The sequence below is a fragment of the Microbacterium phoenicis genome (genome assembly GCF_047302325.1).
Lineage (GTDB): Bacteria > Actinomycetota > Actinomycetes > Actinomycetales > Microbacteriaceae > Microbacterium.
The window spans coordinates 2739536-2755732 of the sequence record NZ_CP154849.1; the positions used below are offsets into that span (position 1 = coordinate 2739536).

The following is a 16197-nucleotide window of genomic DNA, read 5'->3' on the forward strand; positions in this document are numbered from 1 at the left end:
GAAGAAGGCCCCGCCTCGGGCGGGGCCTTCTTCCGTATCCGCTGCGCGAGCTGCGCGTCAGTGGTGAGTTGCCTGTTCTGCCCGCAGGCGCGCGAGCACCTGGTCGCGGAGGTCCTCGGGCGCGGCCTCCTTGCAGGCGCGTGCCACCACCGCGGTCAACGTCGTCGCCACGAGGGCTTCATCACGGCACGCCGCGCAGTTCTCGAGGTGCTCGGTGATGTCGGCGTGGCGGGTGTTGCAGACCTCGTTGCGCAGGTACTCCTCGAGATCCTTCTGGGCCTTGTCGCAACCGCAGTCGGTCATTTCGCACTCCTTGTGGCGGGCACCTCGATGCCACGCTCCTTCGCATAGTCGGACAGCAGGTCGCGGAGCTGACGTCTGCCACGGTGCAGACGGCTCATGACCGTGCCGATGGGGGTTTTCATGATGTCCGCGATCTCCTGATACGCGAACCCTTCGACGTCCGCCAGGTAAACGGCCAGTCGGAAGTCTTCGGGAAGGGATTGCAGCGCGTCTTTGACGACGGATGCCGGCATGTGATCGATCGCCTCGGCTTCGGCCGAGCGGGCCGAGGAGGCCGTCGTCGATTCCGCGCCGCCCAGCTGCCAGTCCTCGAGCTCGTCGATGGTGCCCTGGTACGGCTCGCGCTGCTTCTTGCGGTACGTGTTGATGTACGTGTTCGTGAGGATCCGGTACAGCCACGCCTTGAGGTTGGTGCCCTGGGTGAAGGACGCCCAGGCGGCGAACGCCTTGACGAAGGTCTCCTGGACCAGGTCAGATGCATCGGCGGGGTTGCGGGTCATCCGCATCGCCGCCGCGTAGAGCTGGTCCATGAAGGGGAGCGCCTGCTCCTCGAACTGGGTACGCGGGTCTTCGACCGCCTGATCGTTCATCGCAGGCCAGTCTACGTCTGCCCATTCGGCGAGTTCGGGCGCGTCCAGTGTGGCGATCATCCCGCTCCTCTGCCGTCTGTGCACGTCGTCGACATGTGCATCCAACGAGCGCGGGGCTGGGCCTATTCCCCGCGTCATCGCCGAGCGCGGATCAGGCGGTTCCGACCGGGAGTTCGATGCTCACCCGCGTGCCGCGTCCTTCGTGCGAATCGACCGAGACGGTCCCGTCATGGCGGTCCACGATGGTGCGGACGAGGGCCAGCCCCAGGCCGCTGCCCGGTCGGTCCCGCGCGTTCGATCCGCGCGCGAGCTCCTGGAGGACCGACGGCACGTCGGCGGCGGGGATGCCGCGACCCGTGTCGGCGACTTCGAGGACGATGCGACCGGACCGCTCGATGCCGCGGATCTCCACGGCGTCGCCGGGGTCCGAATACTTCACGGCGTTCGAGACCACGTTGTGGACGGCCGTGAAGAGCAGATCGGGATCGCCCACGACGGCCGGCAGAGGCCACGGCGCCGACGGCAGCGTGACACGGATCTCCCTGGCGTGGGTGTCGCGGATCGTCGCGGCGACATCGGTGACGATGGCGCCGGGATCGACCGGGATGCGTTCCATGGGTGCGGTCTGCAGTTCGCCGAGCTTCCGGAGATCCCCCACCAGCCGCGCCATCCGGGTGGTCTGCGCGTCGATGGCCGCCAGCTGCGGCGTGGCGGCATCGCTGACCGCGACGGCGGCCCGGATCGCGGTGATGGGGTTCTTCAGTTCGTGGTCCAGTCGGTCGAGGAACCGGCGGTGCTCGGCGGCGGCGGATTGGAGCGCAGCCTGTTCTGCACGGGAGGACGCACGGCGCACCTGCGTCCGCCACGTCGCGACGACGATCGTGACGACGCCGACCAGCGCGGCCGCGAGGAGGATCGACGTTCCGAGCGGCATCGACACGGTGACCGTCCGCCGGTCGACGGCGAAGGCCGCCCCGGCCAGAACGAGGAGGGCGAACGTCGGGAGCGCGGCGAAGACCGCGCGACGACCGCTCACGCGCGACGCACCGATCGGGTGAAGCGGTAGCCGACCCCGGGGACGGTCTCGATGTACGTCGGCGCAGACGCGTCGTCCCGGAGGACGGATCGCAGTTCGGCGACACGATTGTCGACGGCGCGGGTGTGCGCGGCGAAGTCGAACCCCCACACGACGCTGAGCAGACGCTCCCGGGCGTGGACCTCCCCGGGCCGCGTCATGAGGAACTCCAGCAGCTGGAACGCCTTCGGCGTGAGCGAGACCTCAATGCCGTCCCGCCAGACCCGTCGCGCGGGTCGATCGAGGCGAAGACCCTCCGCCTCTACCAGCTCGGATGAGACGAGCCCACCCGCCCCCGCCGCCACGCGGCGGAGGACCGCCCGACTCCGGGAGACGAGCTCCTGCGGGTCGAAGGGCTTGTTGAGATAGTCGTCGGCGCCTTCGTCGAGGGCTGCCGAGCGCTCCCCCGACTCGCCCACGTGGGTGAGCAGGATGACCGGCGTCGTGTCCCCTGCCCGACGCAGCCGCCGCAGCAGCTCGCGTCCGTCGACGACCGGCATGACGACGTCGCTCACGACGATGTCGGGACGCCGGGACTCGATGATCCGCAGCGCTGCGGCGCCGTCCGCCGCCACGTCGACGTCGAATCCGCTGCGACTGAGAAAGGGAGCGAGGCTCTCGGTGATCGACTGCTCGTCGTCGACGAGGAGCAGTCGCGGCGTCGCGTCGGAGGACATACCGGGATCGTAGCGATCAGGACAGGGGCGTCGTGATGTTGGCCGTGCCCGCGTACGCGATGTCCGGGGTGCCGCTCTCCCAGCCCACGACGTTGATGTCGGCGCTCTTGTCGAACGCGATCCGGGTCGCCGACGTGATGAGGACCGTCGCGCCGTCGCCCTTGATCGTGACCGTCCCGACCTCGGGGAGGAGCACACCGCCCGCACTCGCGAGGATCGTCACGGTGGTGCAGTCGCCGGTCAGCTCGACGTACATACCGTCGAGGTCGCGGCCGACGGTCGCCGAGCCGTCGACGCACGTCAGGTTCTGCGTCACCAGCTCGCGCAGGCGCGTGCGGTCCAGCTGCGCGCGGACGTCGGGGTCCACCTCGGCGCTCGACTCCGCGTCCGGTGCGGCCGAGGCGTCCGGCGCCGACGCGGCGTCCGGAGCGTCGGGCATCGACCCGCGCGGGTCCGAGGCCGCGGGCGAGGCACTCGACGCGGGGTCGGTGACGGCGACGGAGCACCCCGCGAGAAGAAGGGGTGCGACGAGGGCTGCGGCGAGGACGACGGATCGGATGCCGGCGCGGGAGGTGTGTTCCATGTGATTCACGCTAGGGGGTCGATGTCGCCGCGCTGTCGCCACGATGTCGCAGATCCGGAACATCATCGCGACACTCGCTCATCGGCGGCGACGCCCTGTTCAGTAGGGTGGAGACGATGAGCGACGCCCCTTCCTCCCCCGCCCCCGCCGAAGAGATTCCCCGCGGGTCGTGGCCGGCGCCCACGCCGGGCGAGCCGGTGCACGCCCGCGTCGCGGTGCCCGGCTCGAAGTCGCTCACCAACCGTGAGCTCGTGCTCGCCGCCATCGCCGACGGACCGAGCCTGCTGAGCGGTGCACTCCACTCCGACGATTCCGCCCGCATGATCGATGCACTCCGCGAGCTGGGGGTCAGGATCGACGCCGTTCCGGGCGACTCGCCGTTCGGGCCCGACCTGGACGTCACGCCCCCCTCCTCGTTCACCGGGGGCACGACGATCGACTGCGGTCAGGCCGGCACGGTCATGCGCTTCGTCTCCCCCATCGCCGGCCTCGCTGTCGGCGATGTGCACGTCACGGCGCACCCCACGGCCATGCACCGTCCGATGGGCGCGATGATCCAGGCCCTGCGCGAGGTCGGTGCCGACATCGACGACGCGGGAAGCTGGGCCCTCCCCTTCGAGGTCCGCGGCCACGGCCACATCCGCGGGGGCGAGGTGACGATCGACGCGAGTCAGTCGAGCCAGTTCGTCTCGGGGCTGTTGCTGGCCGCCGCCCGCTTCGATGTGGGGCTCCGACTGATCCACGAGGGCGAGCGCCTCCCGAGCCTGCCGCACATCGAGATGACCATCGAGGCCCTGGCTCGACGCGGCGTCCACGTCGAGCACCCGACTCCCACCGAGTGGGTCGTCCCGGCCGGTCCGGTGCGCGGCAAGGACGTGGCCATCGAACCCGATCTCTCCAACGCGGCCCCCTTCCTCGCCGCGGCGATCCTGACCGACGGTTCGGTGACGGTTCCGGGGTGGCCCGCTCACTCGACCCAACCGGGCGCCCTGCTCGCCGACATCCTGCCGGTCATGGGCGCGCACGCGTCGCGTCGGGCCGGAGCGCTCACCGTCACCGCCGGTGACCGGATCGCCGGCGTCGACCTCGACCTCTCGGCGGCGAGCGAGCTGACACCCACGCTGTTCGCGCTCGCGGCATTCGCGGACGCCCCGACGACCTTCCACGGCATCGGGCACATCCGTGGCCACGAGACCGATCGCATCGCGGCTCTCGTCGACAACCTCCGGGCCCTCGGCGGCGACGCGGAGGAACGGGAGGACGGCATCCACATCCGTCCTCGCCCGCTGCACGGCGGGGTCTGGCGCGCTCATCACGATCACCGCATCGCCACGGCGGGTGCCGTGATCGGACTGCGGGTACCGGGCGTCGTGGTGGACGACATCGGGACGACCGCGAAGACGATGCCCGAGTTCCCCCAGTTGTGGGCGGACATGCTCGCGTGAGCTGGCTCAGCGACGACGATGACGACGACCTCGAGTTCGACGAGGCCGATATCCGCGTCCGTCCCAACCCGAAGGCGAACCGACCGCGCACCAAGCGACGCCCGGCTCACGCGGACGCCCAGGTCGCCCGCGTGCTCGGCGTCGATCGCGGTCGGTACACCGTCCTCGTCGACGAGGATGGTCCGAACGAGCGGCAGATCCTCGCATCGCGTGCGCGGGAGCTCCGCAAACAACCCATCGTCAACGGCGATCGCGCCCGCGTCGTGGGCGACACGTCCGGGGATGACGGCACCCTGGCTCGGATCGTCGGAATCGAGGAACGCACTTCGCTCCTGCGACGCAGCGCCGACGACACCGACCACATCGAGCGGATCATCGTCGCCAACGCCGATCAGCTCCTCATCGTCGTCGCCGCCGCCGACCCGGAGCCGCGGCCGCGCCTCGTCGATCGCTACCTGATCGCTGCGCTGGATGCCGGGATGCATCCGATGCTCGTCGTCACCAAGACGGACCTCGCGGACCCGACGGCATTCCTCGCCCACTTCGAGGGTCTCGATGACCTCGAGGTCTTCACGAGCGGCCGCGACGCCATGCCGGTCGACGTCATCGGCGCGCGCCTCGCAGGCCATTCGACGGTCTTCGTCGGACACTCCGGCGTCGGCAAGTCGACGCTCGTCAACGCGCTGGTCCCCGACGCGCTCCGCGCGATCGGGCACGTGAACGAGGTCACCGGACGCGGTCGTCACACGTCGAGCTCCGCCGTCTCGCTGCGATACGCCGGCGAGGACGGCCGCGGCTGGGTCATCGACACCCCGGGCGTGCGCTCGTTCGGCCTCGGGCACGTCGATCCCGCCAACATCCTGCGGGCCTACACCGATCTGGCCGCCGTCGCGGAGGAGTGCCCCCGCGGGTGCACCCACCTCCCCGACGCCCCCGACTGCGCCATCGCCGAGGCGGTGGCGGAGGGTCGCCTCGGTGAGCGGGGAGCCGCGCGCCTGGACTCCCTGCAGCGGCTGCTGGCCACCTTCGCCGCCTGACCACGCGTCCTAAGATGGTCGGATGCCGCGCCTGGACACTGGAACCCCCGCACCCGATTTCTCGCTCGTCGATCAGGACGACCGGCCCGTCTCGCTCGCCGACTTCCGCGGGAGGCGTCTTGTCGCGTTCTTCTACCCCGCCGCAATGACGCCGGGCTGCACGACGGAGGCATGCGACTTCCGCGACAGCGTGGCACCGCTGCAGGCCGCCGGGTACACGGTCGTGGGCATCTCGCGGGACGAGCCGGCCAAGCTCCGCGCCTTCCGCGATCGGGACAACCTCCCCTACGACCTGCTGAGCGACCCTGACCACTCGACGCACGAGGCCTACGGCGCGTGGGGCGAGAAGATGAACTACGGCAAGGTCGTCGAAGGCGTCATCCGATCGACGTTCGTGATCGACGAGGATGGCGCGATCCTCCACGCGCTCTACAACGTCAAGGCGACCGGGCACGTCGCCCGCGTGCGGACGCTGCTGGGCGTCTGATCAGATGCCGGCGGCGTCGCCCGGCTCCTCGGTGGAGTCCTTCGAACGCTGACCGGCGGTGCGGGCCGCCGCGATGAGCAGAATGAGTCCTACCAGAGCCGGGACCGCGATCACCGCCGCGAGGCGAAGATCGGCGCCCTCCCCCGTGAGGGTGCCGAGCGCGACCGACAGGACGAGGGCCTGAACGACGACTCCGCCGGACCGCCCGCCGGACGCTCCGCGCCAGACGGCGACGGCGAACGCGACGAGCGCCGCAGCGGCGAGGACGGTCAGGGCCAGGAGCGCGACGGAGCTGCCGAGGCTCTCGCTGTCCCCGCGGACGAGAGCGACGAGCTCCCACACGGCGAGGACGAGAACGCCCGTCGCTTCGACGGCGAGCCATCCCGCTGCGATGCGTTCGACCCGGCTGGTGCGCACGATGATCGCTCCTCCTGGGCACCGGCGCACGGCGAGGCGCCGAAATACTCCGTTAACCCTTGATTCACATGCCCGGGCATGGGAATATTGACGGGCAAGTGTGCTCCCACAGCGGCGTGGGGCGAGCAACTGCTCGCACACCACCCAGGTTAGTCGACGTCGCCCGGCGTCGCATCCCGACTTCCGATCCCCCTTAGGAGCACCGCTATGGATTGGCGCGACAAAGCCGCCTGCCTGACCGTCGACCCCGAACTGTTCTTCCCCGTGGGGAACACCGGGCCCGCCGTCGACCAGATCGAAAAGGCGAAGTCCGTCTGCGCCCGGTGCACCGTCACCGAACTCTGCCTGCAGTACGCCCTCGAGACCGGCCAGGACTCGGGCGTGTGGGGCGGCCTCTCCGAGGATGAGCGTCGCGCGCTCAAGCGCCGCGCCGCACGCGCCCGCCGCGCCTCCTGACGAGCCCGCGCGCGGGCCTCAGGCCCGCGCGCGCTCGATGTACCGCATCGGGATCTCGATCGTCACCTCGGTGCCGCTGCCCATGAGCGTGTGCCAGTCGATCGTTCCGCTCAGCTCACCCTGGATGAGCGTGCGCACGATCTGCGTACCGAGACCGCGGCCGACCTGACCTTCGGGCAGGCCGACTCCGGTGTCGCGCACGCGCACCAGCAGCTGGTCCGCGTCCCGCTCGGCGATGATCTCGACCTCGCCCTCCTTGTCTGCCAGACCGTGCTCGACGGCATTCGTCACGAGCTCGGTCAGCGCGAGGGCGAGCGGCGTGGCGTACTCGCTCGGCAACGTCCCGAACGTCCCGGTCTTGACGGTCCGTGCACGCGTGTTGGGGGCTGCCGCGACCTCGGCGACGAGCTTGAGCACCCGTTCGAAGACGTCGTCGAAGTCGACGCTCTGCGTGAGCCCTTCGGACAGCGTGTCGTGCACGACCGCGATGGCACTGACACGGCGCATCGCCTGCGTCAGGGCGTCCCGCCCCTCGTCCGAGTGCGTGCGGCGCGCCTGGATGCGCAAGAGGGACGCAACGGTCTGCAGGTTGTTCTTGACGCGATGGTGGATCTCGCGGATCGTCGCGTCCTTCGTGATGAGCTCCTGCTCCTGGTGACGGATCTCGCTGACGTCGCGGCAGAGGACGATCGCTCCGATGCGATTGCCGTTCTCGCGCAGCGGGATCGTCCGCAGCGACACCGTGACACCTCGAGCCTCCACATCGGCACGCCACGGCGCGCGGCCCGCCATGACGATCGGAAGGGACTCGTCGAACTGCCGGGATGCCGGCATGATCGTCGTCGCGACCTCCATGAGCGATTCGCCCTCGAGCTCGTCGTCGAATCCCAGCCGATTGAAGGCCGATAGCGCATTGGGACTCGCGAACGTGGTGATGCCGTCGACGTCGAGGCGGATGAGACCGTCCGACGCGCGCGGCGCACCGCGGCGCGGCGACGTCGGCGCCGTGAGGTCGGGGAAGTCGGCCGAGGCGATCATGCCGAAGAGGTCATCGGCGCAGTCGTTGAAGGTGATCTGCTGACGCGACGGCGTCCGCGCCTCCCCGAGGTTCGTGTGACGGGTGAGCACGCCGATCACGCGGGTCTCGCGACCCTCCGACGCGCGTTCGCGGACGATGGGGACGGCACGCACGCGCGTCGGCGTCTCCTCGAACCAGTCCGGCGAGGCCGAGTCGACCATCCGCACCTGGGTGAAGGCGTCCTTGACCTGCGTGCGCCACTGCGGACGCACGACGTCACCCACGATGTCGCGGTAGAAGAGCGTCGCCGCACCGCTCGGGCGCGTGTGCGCGACCGCGATGAACGAGTCGTCCGGCGTCGGGACCCAGACGACGATGTCGGCGAACGCGAGATCGGCGAGCAGCTGACCGTCACCGGCGAGACGGTGGAGCCACTCGACGTCCTCCGCGGTGGAACGGCCTTGGGCGTAAACGAGGTCGCTGAGGGTGGACACGCCTCCACCCTAGATCCTCCGTCATGCCACTCCCCCGCGAGCAGTCGGTGGGCGGGGCCTGTCGGCGAGCTAGGCGCTCCGCGCGAGGCGACGCAGGGAGTGACGCGTCGCGGGCGCCTCGCCCGCTTCTCGCGGTGCGAGGGATTCGGCCACGAGGCGTCGCACCGCGGTCGGCACCGCCGAGCGCGGTGCGACGTGGGCGATTAGAGCCGCGAGCATGGCGGCGTCCGTCCCCCGGGCGTCCCACGGGACGAAGGCGACGTCCGTGACGCCCGTGTAGCGCTCGAGCGTGCGGCGCACCTGTCCGCGCGCGTCGACGCCGAGCGCGCCCGCCCGGATCTTGTTCACCACGACACGGACCGGCGTCGCGCCCGCCGCGGCCCGGAGGTCGGGCCACGCGCGGACGAAGCGCGACACGCCGACCGGGTCCGCCGCCACGACGGCGAGGACGACGTCGGCCGACTCGAGCGCCGCCAGGGTGGCGGCGTTGCGACGCGGACCGTCGACGAGGTCGCTCACGATCTCCTCGTCGCGTTCGAGCGGCGCGGCCGTGTCGACGACGGTGTCATCGACCCAGGACCGGCACGCGTCGAGAGCGGCCGCGACGCGCCGGTGCGAGAGCTCGGGCCAACGACCCGGTCGGTTGAGGCCCGTCAGCACCTCGAGCTCGCCGAGGGTCGAGGAGATGCGACTGAGCTCCGCGACCGTCAGTGCACCGCGGTCGGCCTGCCGGCACGCGGCAGCGAACCCCGGTCCCTCGTCCGCCAGGCCCGTGGCCAGAGCGAGCGACGGCGCGTGCGAATCCGCATCGACGAGCGCGACCCGCTGCGTCGAGGTGGACAGCGCGGCCGCCACCTCGATGGCCAGGGTCGTCCGTCCCGGCGCGCCGGATGCACCCCAGACCGTGATCACGCGACCGCGCGCGGGCGCGACGGGTGCGATCGAGACAGGAGGGGCGAGCAGCTCTTCGGCCGGCGCCCCGGGATCGTGAGCGGTCAGCCCGAGCGACGCGGCGAGGCGGAGGTCCGCAGAGCGCGAAGACACCGGGACGATCCGCACCGACATCCGATCGCACGCCGCAACGAGCTCCGCCGTCAGCGCGGCAGGACGCCCCTCGACGACGAGGACGTCGGCGCGGGACAGTTCGGCGAGCAGCTCCGCCGCCTCCGGAGTGGAGAGCGCATCGAGCGCCGCCGCAGCGGGAGCGGGCGCCGCGACCACCGCGCGCACATCGGCGTCCTCTTCCCGCAGTCGCCGAGCGAGGTCCTCGCCGGCGCGGCCGTCGAGAGCGACGACGACTCTCATCGCGACTCCCCCGCGACGGGGACGACCGACAGGCTCGACTCATCGGAGAGCGCGGCCAGCGTCGCCGCGACATCGGCGCGCGGGATGACGACCTCGAGCGACACGTCTTCGCCCGACACGACGGCATCGTCGCGCGTGACGCTCACGACCGTCGCCGACGGGACGAGGATGCGGGGCTTCCCGACCTCCCCGCCGGCTTCCGTCGGCGCAGCCCACACCTCCACGACGGATCCGGCGTCGACGGCGGCGGACACATCGCCCGCGGTACGGATCACGACGCTCGTCGTGGTCCCGGCATCCGCGTCGCCCATCGCACCCTGCGGCACGAGTTCCCCTTCGAGGATCGTCCGCGTGGCGATCGCACCCGGCTCCAGGGAGGCCGGCGACACGTACGTCTCGCCGGCCGCGCCGAGTGCGACGTCGACGACCCGGAGGTCCTGCGCCGTCACGGTCTGCCCGGGGACGATCGTGCGCGCTGCGGCGAACACGGGCGCCGTCTGACGAGCCGATGCGACGACGAGCCAGACACCCGCGACGGAGGCGACGATGAGCGCGATGCCGAGCAGGAAACGGGCATCGGCCCAGAACGCGCGGGGGGCGGGTCTCACGGAGTCGGGAGTGGTCACGACGCCATGGTGACCGAGCCGCATCGGACGGAGCGGGGATTATCCACAAGCCGCCGTCGCTCGGGAGACGACCGTCCGCCGGGCCCATAATGGCCTCATGCCCGATGGAATCCCCGTGCGTATGCTGACGCCCGCTCAGGTTGCGGAGATGCTGCAGCTCGACGTGGATGAGGTCGTCGCGCTCGTTCTGGACGGGCGGCTGCGCGGGGCACGGGTGGGCTCCCCCGCCTCCTGGCGGGTCGAGGAGGCCAGTGTCGAGGACTATCTCGACGACCAGGCCGAGGACGCTCGCCTGCACGCGCTGTGGCGCGAATCGAACGCGGCGAGCTTCCCCGAGCTGTGGGGTCGCGGCCGGCGCGGCGGCGAATAGCCGAGGGCGCGACTAGGCGAGCGCGACGGGCGCGTCGAGTCGGACCCCTGCCAGCGCGCTGAACGGAACCAGCCGGTGACCTGCCACGAGGTCGGCGCGACGGGGTGCACCACGATCATGCAGCGCGAGATCGAGGTGATCGGATGCCGCTCGGTCGATGGTCCCGCTGTACTCGCGACCATCCGTGGTGAGAAGGGTGACCGGCACACGCCGCCGCGCGAGGTCGCGGAGCACGAATCCGAGAGTCATCCGCTCGCGCAGACGGCTGGGCGTCCCTCCTCGGGCGCTCCGCAGGACATCGGCGTGGGCTGCACCCAGCGAGATGACGGCGGCGAAGGGGACGATGAGCGCTCCTCGCGGTGCGCGGTCGTCGAGCGCGAGCCAGTCCGGGCCGGCCGCGATCGGTCGCCCTGTCACCGAGGCGCTTCCCTCGACGTCGACCAGCACGTCGCCCGCCGCGGCGTCGGTCAGCGCGTTCACACGCTCGAACAAGGAGAGCCGGGCCAGCCGCAGGCGCTCCGCTTCGCTGTCGAGCGCGGCCCTCTCGGCCTCCCATTCGGAGTCGAGTTGGTCTTCGAGGTCTTCGAAGAATCGGTCCCAGCGCACGGAGGCGACAGTAGATGACCCTCGTACAGCTCGCCGCCTTTGTCCACAGGTTGGAGTATTCTCATCCAGCCGCCCGCGGGGCTGTGCTGTACTCGTGCCGTTCACCCGCTCCGCAGACACCTGTCGCCCGAGAGGAACCGACATGGCCCTCGCCGTCACCGAAGACATCCGCATCCCGCGTTCGGGAAGCTCCCTCGACGTCGCGGAGTACTTCGCGCCGCAACGCACGCCGTCGACCGAGCTGCCCGACCCTCTTCCGCTGGTGAAGAACCTCACCATCGGCGTCCTCGAGGTGCTCGCCGGTGTTCGCGACGTGGACCAGTTGGCGCGCTGGCTCGGTGAGGACGCCTACCGCGCGCTCGTCACCCGGGCGAACCTCTCCGCCCGCGCGCGTAGCGCACGCGGAGTCGCCGCTGTCCGACCCGCCCACCGCATCCTCGCCGAACGGACGTGCGAGCCCTCGGACGGCGCGCTCGAAGCCGTCGTGGTCGTCAGCGGTCCGGTCCGCACGCGCGCGGTCGCGATGCGTCTGGAGGGCTGGGACGGACGTTGGCGGGCCACGTCGCTCGCCCTCCTGTGACGCGCGTCACTGGCGATACGACGCGAGGAAGTTCCCGAGCCGCTCGATGGCCTCGGTGAGGACACGAGCTTCGGGGAGCGTCACGATGCGGAAGTGATCCGGCGTCGGCCAGTTGAAGCCGGTGCCCTGAACCAAGAGCACGTGCTCCGCCACGAGGAAGTCGTACACGAACTTCGCATCGTCGTGGATCTCGTACACGTTCGGATCGAGTCGAGGGAAGGCGTAGAGCGCGCCCTGCGGCTTCACGCAGTCGATGCCCGGGATCGCCGTGAGCCCCTCCCAGGCGGCATCCCGCTGCTCGTGCAACCGCCCCGTCGGCGCGATCAGCGCGTCGATCGATTGCACCCCCGAGAGCGCGGCCTGCACGGCGAACTGCGCCGGGACGTTCGGACACAGCCGCGTCGAGGCGAGGAGCTGGATGCCCTCGAGGAAACCGGCCGCGTGCTTCTTCGGGCCGGTGATGACCATCCAGCCGGAACGGTAGCCCGCGACGCGGTACGTCTTGGACAGTCCGTTGTAGGTGAGGCAGAGGAGGTCCGGCGCCAGGCTCGCGAGCGGGATGTGCGTCGCATCGTCGAACAGGATGCGGTCGTAGATCTCGTCTGCGAGCAGGAGCAGATCGTGCTCGCGAGCGATCTCGACGATGCCCCGCAGCACCTCGCGGGTGTACACCGCTCCCGTCGGGTTGTTCGGGTTGATGACGACGATGGCCTTCGTGCGCGGGCTCACCTTCGACCGGATGTCGTCGAGGTCCGGCTGCCAGCCGTTCTCGCCGTCGGCGAGATAGTGCACCGGCGTGCCACCCGCGAGGCTCGTCATCGCCGTCCACAGCGGGTAGTCCGGCGCCGGGATCAGGACCTCGTCGCCCTCGTCCAGCAGCGCCTGCATCGTCATCGTGATGAGCTCGGACACGCCGTTGCCGAGGTAGACGTCGTCGGGATCGAACTTGGGGAAGCCGGGCTCCTCCTCGTAGCGCGAGACGATCGCGCGTCGCGCGGACATGATGCCCCGCGAGTCTGAGTAGCCGTGCGCATTCGGGACGGCCTCGATCATGTCGCGCACGATCTGGAACGGCGCCTCGAACCCGAACACCGCGGGATTCCCCGTGTTGAGCTTGAGGATCGAGTGGCCCTCGTCCTGCAGCCTGTCGGCCTCGACCAGGGCGGCCCCGCGGATCTCGTAGAGGACGTCCTTGAGCTTGGATGACTGGTCGAGGGTGCGCGGGGTCATCGGTTCAGGATAGCGAAGGCCGACGGGGCCAATGGCGGGTCGGTGGACCGCCCGGCGCCCGCCGGCTCGCCGTCACTTCTTCTTGCCGGCCGCCCGACGCTGCGCACGGTTGCCCGCATCTGCGGGCTCGGACGAGGCATCCACCTGCTGACCGAAAGCTCCGCGAGGCGCCTCGGCGGGTGCCTCCTGCTCGGCATCGCGCTGACGCGCCTTGGTGGTGGCAGCCTGCTGCACCTGACCGCGCTCGTTGCGCACCTCGACCTCACCCGCGTCGTTGGGCGCGGTGTACTGGAGCTTCTGCGCATCGATGTCCGGCGAGTCCAGCCCCTTGGCCTCGATGTCGCCGCCCTCGGTCTGACGCACCTCGACCTCGAGGTTGAAGAGGAAGCCGACCGACTCCTCCTTGATCTGCGCCATCATCGACTGGAACATCTGGTACCCCTCGCGCTGGTACTCGATGAGCGGGTCGCGCTGAGCCATGGCGCGCAGACCGATGCCGTCCTTGAGGTAGTCCATCTCGTAAAGGTGATCGCGCCAGCGGCGGTCGAGCACCTGCAGCACGACGCGGCGCTCGAGCTCGCGCATGGCCGGTTCGCCGAGCGTCTCCTCGCGGGAGCGGTAGGCGATCTTCGCGTCCGAGAGCAGCTCGCGCTTGAGCAGCTCCGGCGTCACCTTGCCCTTGTTGCCGCTCTCGGCGACGACCTCGTCGATCGTCACACCCACGGGGTAGAGCGTCTTCAGCTCGGTCCACATGGCGTCGAAGTCCCAGCTCTCGTTGTGACCGGAGCCGGTGTGCTCGTCGATGATCGCCGCGATGGCGTCCTCGAGGAAGTGCTCGACGCGCGACGAGAGGTCGTCGCCCTCGAGCATCTGGCGGCGGTCGGCGTAGATCGCCTCGCGCTGGCGGTTGAGGACGTCGTCGTACTTGAGGACGTTCTTGCGGATCTCGGCGTTCCGGGCCTCCACCTGGGCCTGGGCGCTCTTGATCGCGCGCGACACCATCGAGGACTCGATCGCGACGTCGTCGGGGAAGTTCGTGCGGGCGAGGATGGCCTCGGCCGCTCCCGACTGGAACAACCGCATGAGGTCGTCGGTCAGCGACAGGTAGAACCGGCTCTCGCCGGGGTCGCCCTGACGGCCGGACCGGCCGCGCAGCTGGTTGTCGATGCGACGCGACTCGTGACGCTCGGTACCGAGGACGTAGAGCCCGCCTGCCTCGACGACGCGATCGGCCTCCTCCTGGACCTTCTCCTTGACGCCCGCGTAGACCTCTTCCCACGCGGATTCGTACTCGTCCGGGGTCTCGACCGGGTCCAGCCCCTTGGCCTTCATCTCCGACACGGCGAGGAACTCGGCGTTGCCGCCGAGCATGATGTCGGTTCCACGACCGGCCATGTTGGTCGCGACGGTGACCGCGCCGTAGCGTCCGGCGCGAGCGACGATCTCGGCCTCGCGCGCGTGGTTCTTCGCGTTGAGGACCTCGTGCTTGATGCCCTTCTTCGCGAGCAGGCGCGACAGGTATTCGCTCTTCTCGACGCTCACCGTTCCCACCAGCACCGGCTGGCCGGACTCATGACGTTCCGCGATGTCCTCGACCACCTGCGCGAACTTCGCCTGCTCGTTCTTGTAGACGAGGTCGGACTGGTCCTTGCGGATCATCGGCTTGTTGGTGGGGATCGGCACCACGCCGAGCTTGTAGGTCGACATGAATTCGGCCGCCTCGGTCTCGGCGGTACCGGTCATGCCGGCCAGCTTCTCGTAGAGGCGGAAGTAGTTCTGCAGCGTGACGGTCGCGAGAGTCTGGTTCTCGGCCTTGACCGCGACGCCCTCCTTGGCCTCGATGGCCTGGTGGATGCCCTCGTTGTACCGACGACCGACCAGGATGCGGCCGGTGTGCTCGTCGACGATCATGACCTCGCCGTTCATGACGACGTAGTCGGTGTCGCGCTTGAAGAGGGCGAGCGCCTTGATGGAGTTGTTGAGGAACGAGATGAGGGGCGTGTTGGCCGACTCGTAGAGGTTGTCGATGCCGAGGTAGTCCTCGACCTTCTCGATACCGGGCTCGAGGACCCCGATCGTGCGCTTCTTCTCGTCGACTTCGAAGTCGACCCCGGGCTCGAGGGTGCGGGCGATCTTCGCGAACTCCGTGAACCAGCGGTTCGCCTCACCCGAGGACGGACCGGAGATGATGAGCGGGGTGCGGGCCTCGTCGATGAGGATCGAGTCGACCTCGTCGACGATGCAGTAGAAGTGGCCGCGCTGCACGAGGTCCTCGCTGCGCCACGCCATGTTGTCGCGCAGGTAGTCGAAGCCGAACTCGTTGTTGGTGCCGTAGGTGATGTCGGCCTCGTACTGCTGGCGCCGGACCTCGGGGTTCTGGCCCGAGACGACCGTGCCGGTCGTCATGCCGAGTGCACGGAAGACACGGCCCATCAGCTCGGACTGGTAAGAGGCGAGGAAGTCGTTGACCGTGATGACGTGGACACCCTTGCCGGCGATGGCGTTGAGGTAGGCCGGCAGCGCCGCTGTCAGGGTCTTGCCCTCACCGGTCTTCATCTCGGCGATGTTGCCGAGGTGGAGGGCGGCGCCACCCATGACCTGGACGTCGTAGGGACGCTGACCGAGGGTGCGGCTCGCGGCCTCGCGAACGGCGGCGAACGCCTCCGGCATCAGCTTGTCGAGCGACTCGCCCGCCTCGTGACGTGCGCGGAGCTCGGCCGTCTCGCCGCGCAGCTCCTCGTCGGTGAGGTGCGCGTAGTCCTCTTCGAGCGCCGACACGGCCTTCACGACCTGCTGCAGTCTGCGCAGGACGCGGCCTTCACCGGCACGAAGCAGTTTCTCGAGGGGGTTCGCCACGGAGGATCTCCATCTGTCGATTCAGCATTCCGACGAGCGATG

The 16197-nt window shown here is 69.9% G+C and carries 18 protein-coding genes; 6 read left to right on the forward strand and 12 right to left on the reverse strand.

What is annotated here, in order from left to right; genetic code table 11:
• Window positions 1-57: 57 nt before the first annotated feature.
• From ABCU91_RS13535 to ABCU91_RS13555, 5 genes are all read right to left on the reverse strand, one after another.
• Window positions 58-303 (reverse strand): zf-HC2 domain-containing protein, encoded by a 246-nt coding sequence (locus ABCU91_RS13535; protein ID WP_018188697.1) that lies wholly within the window; start codon window positions 301-303, stop codon window positions 58-60.
• Window positions 300-953, reverse strand: a complete 654-nt coding sequence (locus ABCU91_RS13540; protein WP_269457011.1) for a sigma-70 family RNA polymerase sigma factor — start codon at window positions 951-953, stop codon at window positions 300-302. Before ABCU91_RS13540 ends, ABCU91_RS13535 begins: the two co-directional genes overlap by 4 nt.
• A gap of 91 nt (window positions 954-1044) precedes the next feature.
• Window positions 1045-1929: a HAMP domain-containing sensor histidine kinase gene (locus ABCU91_RS13545; protein WP_406923645.1), complete on the reverse strand. Its 885-nt coding sequence runs from the start codon at window positions 1927-1929 to the stop codon at window positions 1045-1047.
• Complete coding sequence (locus ABCU91_RS13550) at window positions 1926-2645, reverse strand: response regulator (RefSeq protein WP_413354123.1); 720 nt, start codon at window positions 2643-2645, stop codon at window positions 1926-1928. The genes ABCU91_RS13545 and ABCU91_RS13550 overlap by 4 nt, the downstream gene beginning before the upstream one ends.
• Before the next feature lie 16 nt (window positions 2646-2661).
• Window positions 2662-3228 carry a hypothetical protein gene (locus ABCU91_RS13555; RefSeq protein ID WP_413354124.1) on the reverse strand — a complete coding sequence of 189 codons (567 nt, stop codon included), beginning with the start codon at window positions 3226-3228 and terminating at the stop codon, window positions 2662-2664.
• Window positions 3229-3344: 116 nt separating this feature from the next.
• Between ABCU91_RS13555 and aroA the strand changes: the two genes are divergently transcribed.
• The 3 genes from aroA to bcp are packed head-to-tail and all read left to right on the forward strand — an operon-like array spanning window position 3345 to window position 6197.
• Window positions 3345-4673 (forward strand): 3-phosphoshikimate 1-carboxyvinyltransferase, encoded by a 1329-nt coding sequence (gene aroA, locus ABCU91_RS13560; RefSeq protein ID WP_413354125.1) that lies wholly within the window; start codon window positions 3345-3347, stop codon window positions 4671-4673.
• A complete protein-coding gene (rsgA, locus tag ABCU91_RS13565) occupies window positions 4670-5710 on the forward strand; it encodes a ribosome small subunit-dependent GTPase A (protein ID WP_406923641.1) in 1041 nt (346 codons plus the stop codon). The genes aroA and rsgA overlap by 4 nt, the downstream gene beginning before the upstream one ends.
• A gap of 22 nt (window positions 5711-5732) precedes the next feature.
• The gene (gene bcp / locus ABCU91_RS13570) at window positions 5733-6197 is read left to right on the forward strand and encodes a thioredoxin-dependent thiol peroxidase (protein ID WP_413354126.1); all 465 of its coding nucleotides are present in this window, start codon (window positions 5733-5735) and stop codon (window positions 6195-6197) included.
• Here bcp and ABCU91_RS13575 read toward each other — a convergent pair whose 3' ends face one another.
• Window positions 6198-6614, reverse strand: coding sequence for a histidine kinase (locus ABCU91_RS13575; RefSeq protein WP_413354127.1), 417 nt, complete (start codon window positions 6612-6614; stop codon window positions 6198-6200).
• A gap of 207 nt (window positions 6615-6821) precedes the next feature.
• On the opposite strand from ABCU91_RS13575, the gene ABCU91_RS13580 reads away from it, so the two are divergent.
• Entirely contained in the window at window positions 6822-7070 is a 249-nt protein-coding gene (locus ABCU91_RS13580) for a WhiB family transcriptional regulator (protein WP_018188706.1), read from the forward strand.
• A gap of 18 nt (window positions 7071-7088) precedes the next feature.
• Here ABCU91_RS13580 and ABCU91_RS13585 read toward each other — a convergent pair whose 3' ends face one another.
• The 3 genes from ABCU91_RS13585 to ABCU91_RS13595 all read right to left on the reverse strand — a co-directional run bounded on the left by ABCU91_RS13585 (window position 7089) and on the right by ABCU91_RS13595 (window position 10513).
• Entirely contained in the window at window positions 7089-8582 is a 1494-nt protein-coding gene (locus ABCU91_RS13585) for a sensor histidine kinase (RefSeq protein ID WP_406923638.1), read from the reverse strand.
• A gap of 69 nt (window positions 8583-8651) precedes the next feature.
• Window positions 8652-9887 carry an AAA family ATPase gene (locus ABCU91_RS13590; RefSeq protein WP_413354128.1) on the reverse strand — a complete coding sequence of 412 codons (1236 nt, stop codon included), beginning with the start codon at window positions 9885-9887 and terminating at the stop codon, window positions 8652-8654.
• Window positions 9884-10513, reverse strand: a complete 630-nt coding sequence (locus ABCU91_RS13595; RefSeq protein ID WP_406923636.1) for an SAF domain-containing protein — start codon at window positions 10511-10513, stop codon at window positions 9884-9886. Before ABCU91_RS13595 ends, ABCU91_RS13590 begins: the two co-directional genes overlap by 4 nt.
• A 121-nt stretch (window positions 10514-10634) precedes the next feature.
• Between ABCU91_RS13595 and ABCU91_RS13600 the strand changes: the two genes are divergently transcribed.
• Window positions 10635-10883 carry a helix-turn-helix domain-containing protein gene (locus tag ABCU91_RS13600; RefSeq protein ID WP_091355798.1) on the forward strand — a complete coding sequence of 83 codons (249 nt, stop codon included), beginning with the start codon at window positions 10635-10637 and terminating at the stop codon, window positions 10881-10883.
• A gap of 12 nt (window positions 10884-10895) precedes the next feature.
• Here ABCU91_RS13600 and ABCU91_RS13605 read toward each other — a convergent pair whose 3' ends face one another.
• On the reverse strand, window positions 10896-11489 hold the full coding sequence (locus ABCU91_RS13605) for a hypothetical protein (protein WP_413354129.1): 594 nt from the start codon (window positions 11487-11489) through the stop codon (window positions 10896-10898).
• A gap of 142 nt (window positions 11490-11631) precedes the next feature.
• On the opposite strand from ABCU91_RS13605, the gene ABCU91_RS13610 reads away from it, so the two are divergent.
• Window positions 11632-12069 (forward strand): Rv3235 family protein, encoded by a 438-nt coding sequence (locus ABCU91_RS13610; protein ID WP_406923634.1) that lies wholly within the window; start codon window positions 11632-11634, stop codon window positions 12067-12069.
• 6 nt (window positions 12070-12075) lie between these two features.
• Here the strand turns inward: ABCU91_RS13610 and ABCU91_RS13615 are convergent, their stop codons facing one another.
• Both ABCU91_RS13615 and secA read right to left on the reverse strand, forming a co-directional pair.
• The gene (locus ABCU91_RS13615) at window positions 12076-13299 is read right to left on the reverse strand and encodes a pyridoxal phosphate-dependent aminotransferase (RefSeq protein WP_413354130.1); all 1224 of its coding nucleotides are present in this window, start codon (window positions 13297-13299) and stop codon (window positions 12076-12078) included.
• A 72-nt stretch (window positions 13300-13371) separates the two neighbouring features.
• Window positions 13372-16155 (reverse strand): preprotein translocase subunit SecA, encoded by a 2784-nt coding sequence (secA, locus tag ABCU91_RS13620; RefSeq protein WP_406923632.1) that lies wholly within the window; start codon window positions 16153-16155, stop codon window positions 13372-13374.
• Window positions 16156-16197: the final 42 nt, after the last annotated feature.

Coding starts and splice junctions, on each gene's coding strand:
- ABCU91_RS13590 (WP_413354128.1), bottom strand. CDS start 9,887: ATGAGAGTCGTCGTCGCTCTCGACGGCCGCGCCGGCGAGGACCTCGCT.
- ABCU91_RS13610 (WP_406923634.1), top strand. CDS start 11,632: ATGGCCCTCGCCGTCACCGAAGACATCCGCATCCCGCGTTCGGGAAGC.
- ABCU91_RS13615 (WP_413354130.1), bottom strand. CDS start 13,299: ATGACCCCGCGCACCCTCGACCAGTCATCCAAGCTCAAGGACGTCCTC.
- ABCU91_RS13550 (WP_413354123.1), bottom strand. CDS start 2,645: ATGTCCTCCGACGCGACGCCGCGACTGCTCCTCGTCGACGACGAGCAG.
- ABCU91_RS13555 (WP_413354124.1), bottom strand. CDS start 3,228: ATGGAACACACCTCCCGCGCCGGCATCCGATCCGTCGTCCTCGCCGCA.
- ABCU91_RS13540 (WP_269457011.1), bottom strand. CDS start 953: ATGATCGCCACACTGGACGCGCCCGAACTCGCCGAATGGGCAGACGTA.
- bcp (WP_413354126.1), top strand. CDS start 5,733: ATGCCGCGCCTGGACACTGGAACCCCCGCACCCGATTTCTCGCTCGTC.
- aroA (WP_413354125.1), top strand. CDS start 3,345: ATGAGCGACGCCCCTTCCTCCCCCGCCCCCGCCGAAGAGATTCCCCGC.
- ABCU91_RS13600 (WP_091355798.1), top strand. CDS start 10,635: ATGCTGACGCCCGCTCAGGTTGCGGAGATGCTGCAGCTCGACGTGGAT.
- ABCU91_RS13535 (WP_018188697.1), bottom strand. CDS start 303: ATGACCGACTGCGGTTGCGACAAGGCCCAGAAGGATCTCGAGGAGTAC.
- ABCU91_RS13580 (WP_018188706.1), top strand. CDS start 6,822: ATGGATTGGCGCGACAAAGCCGCCTGCCTGACCGTCGACCCCGAACTG.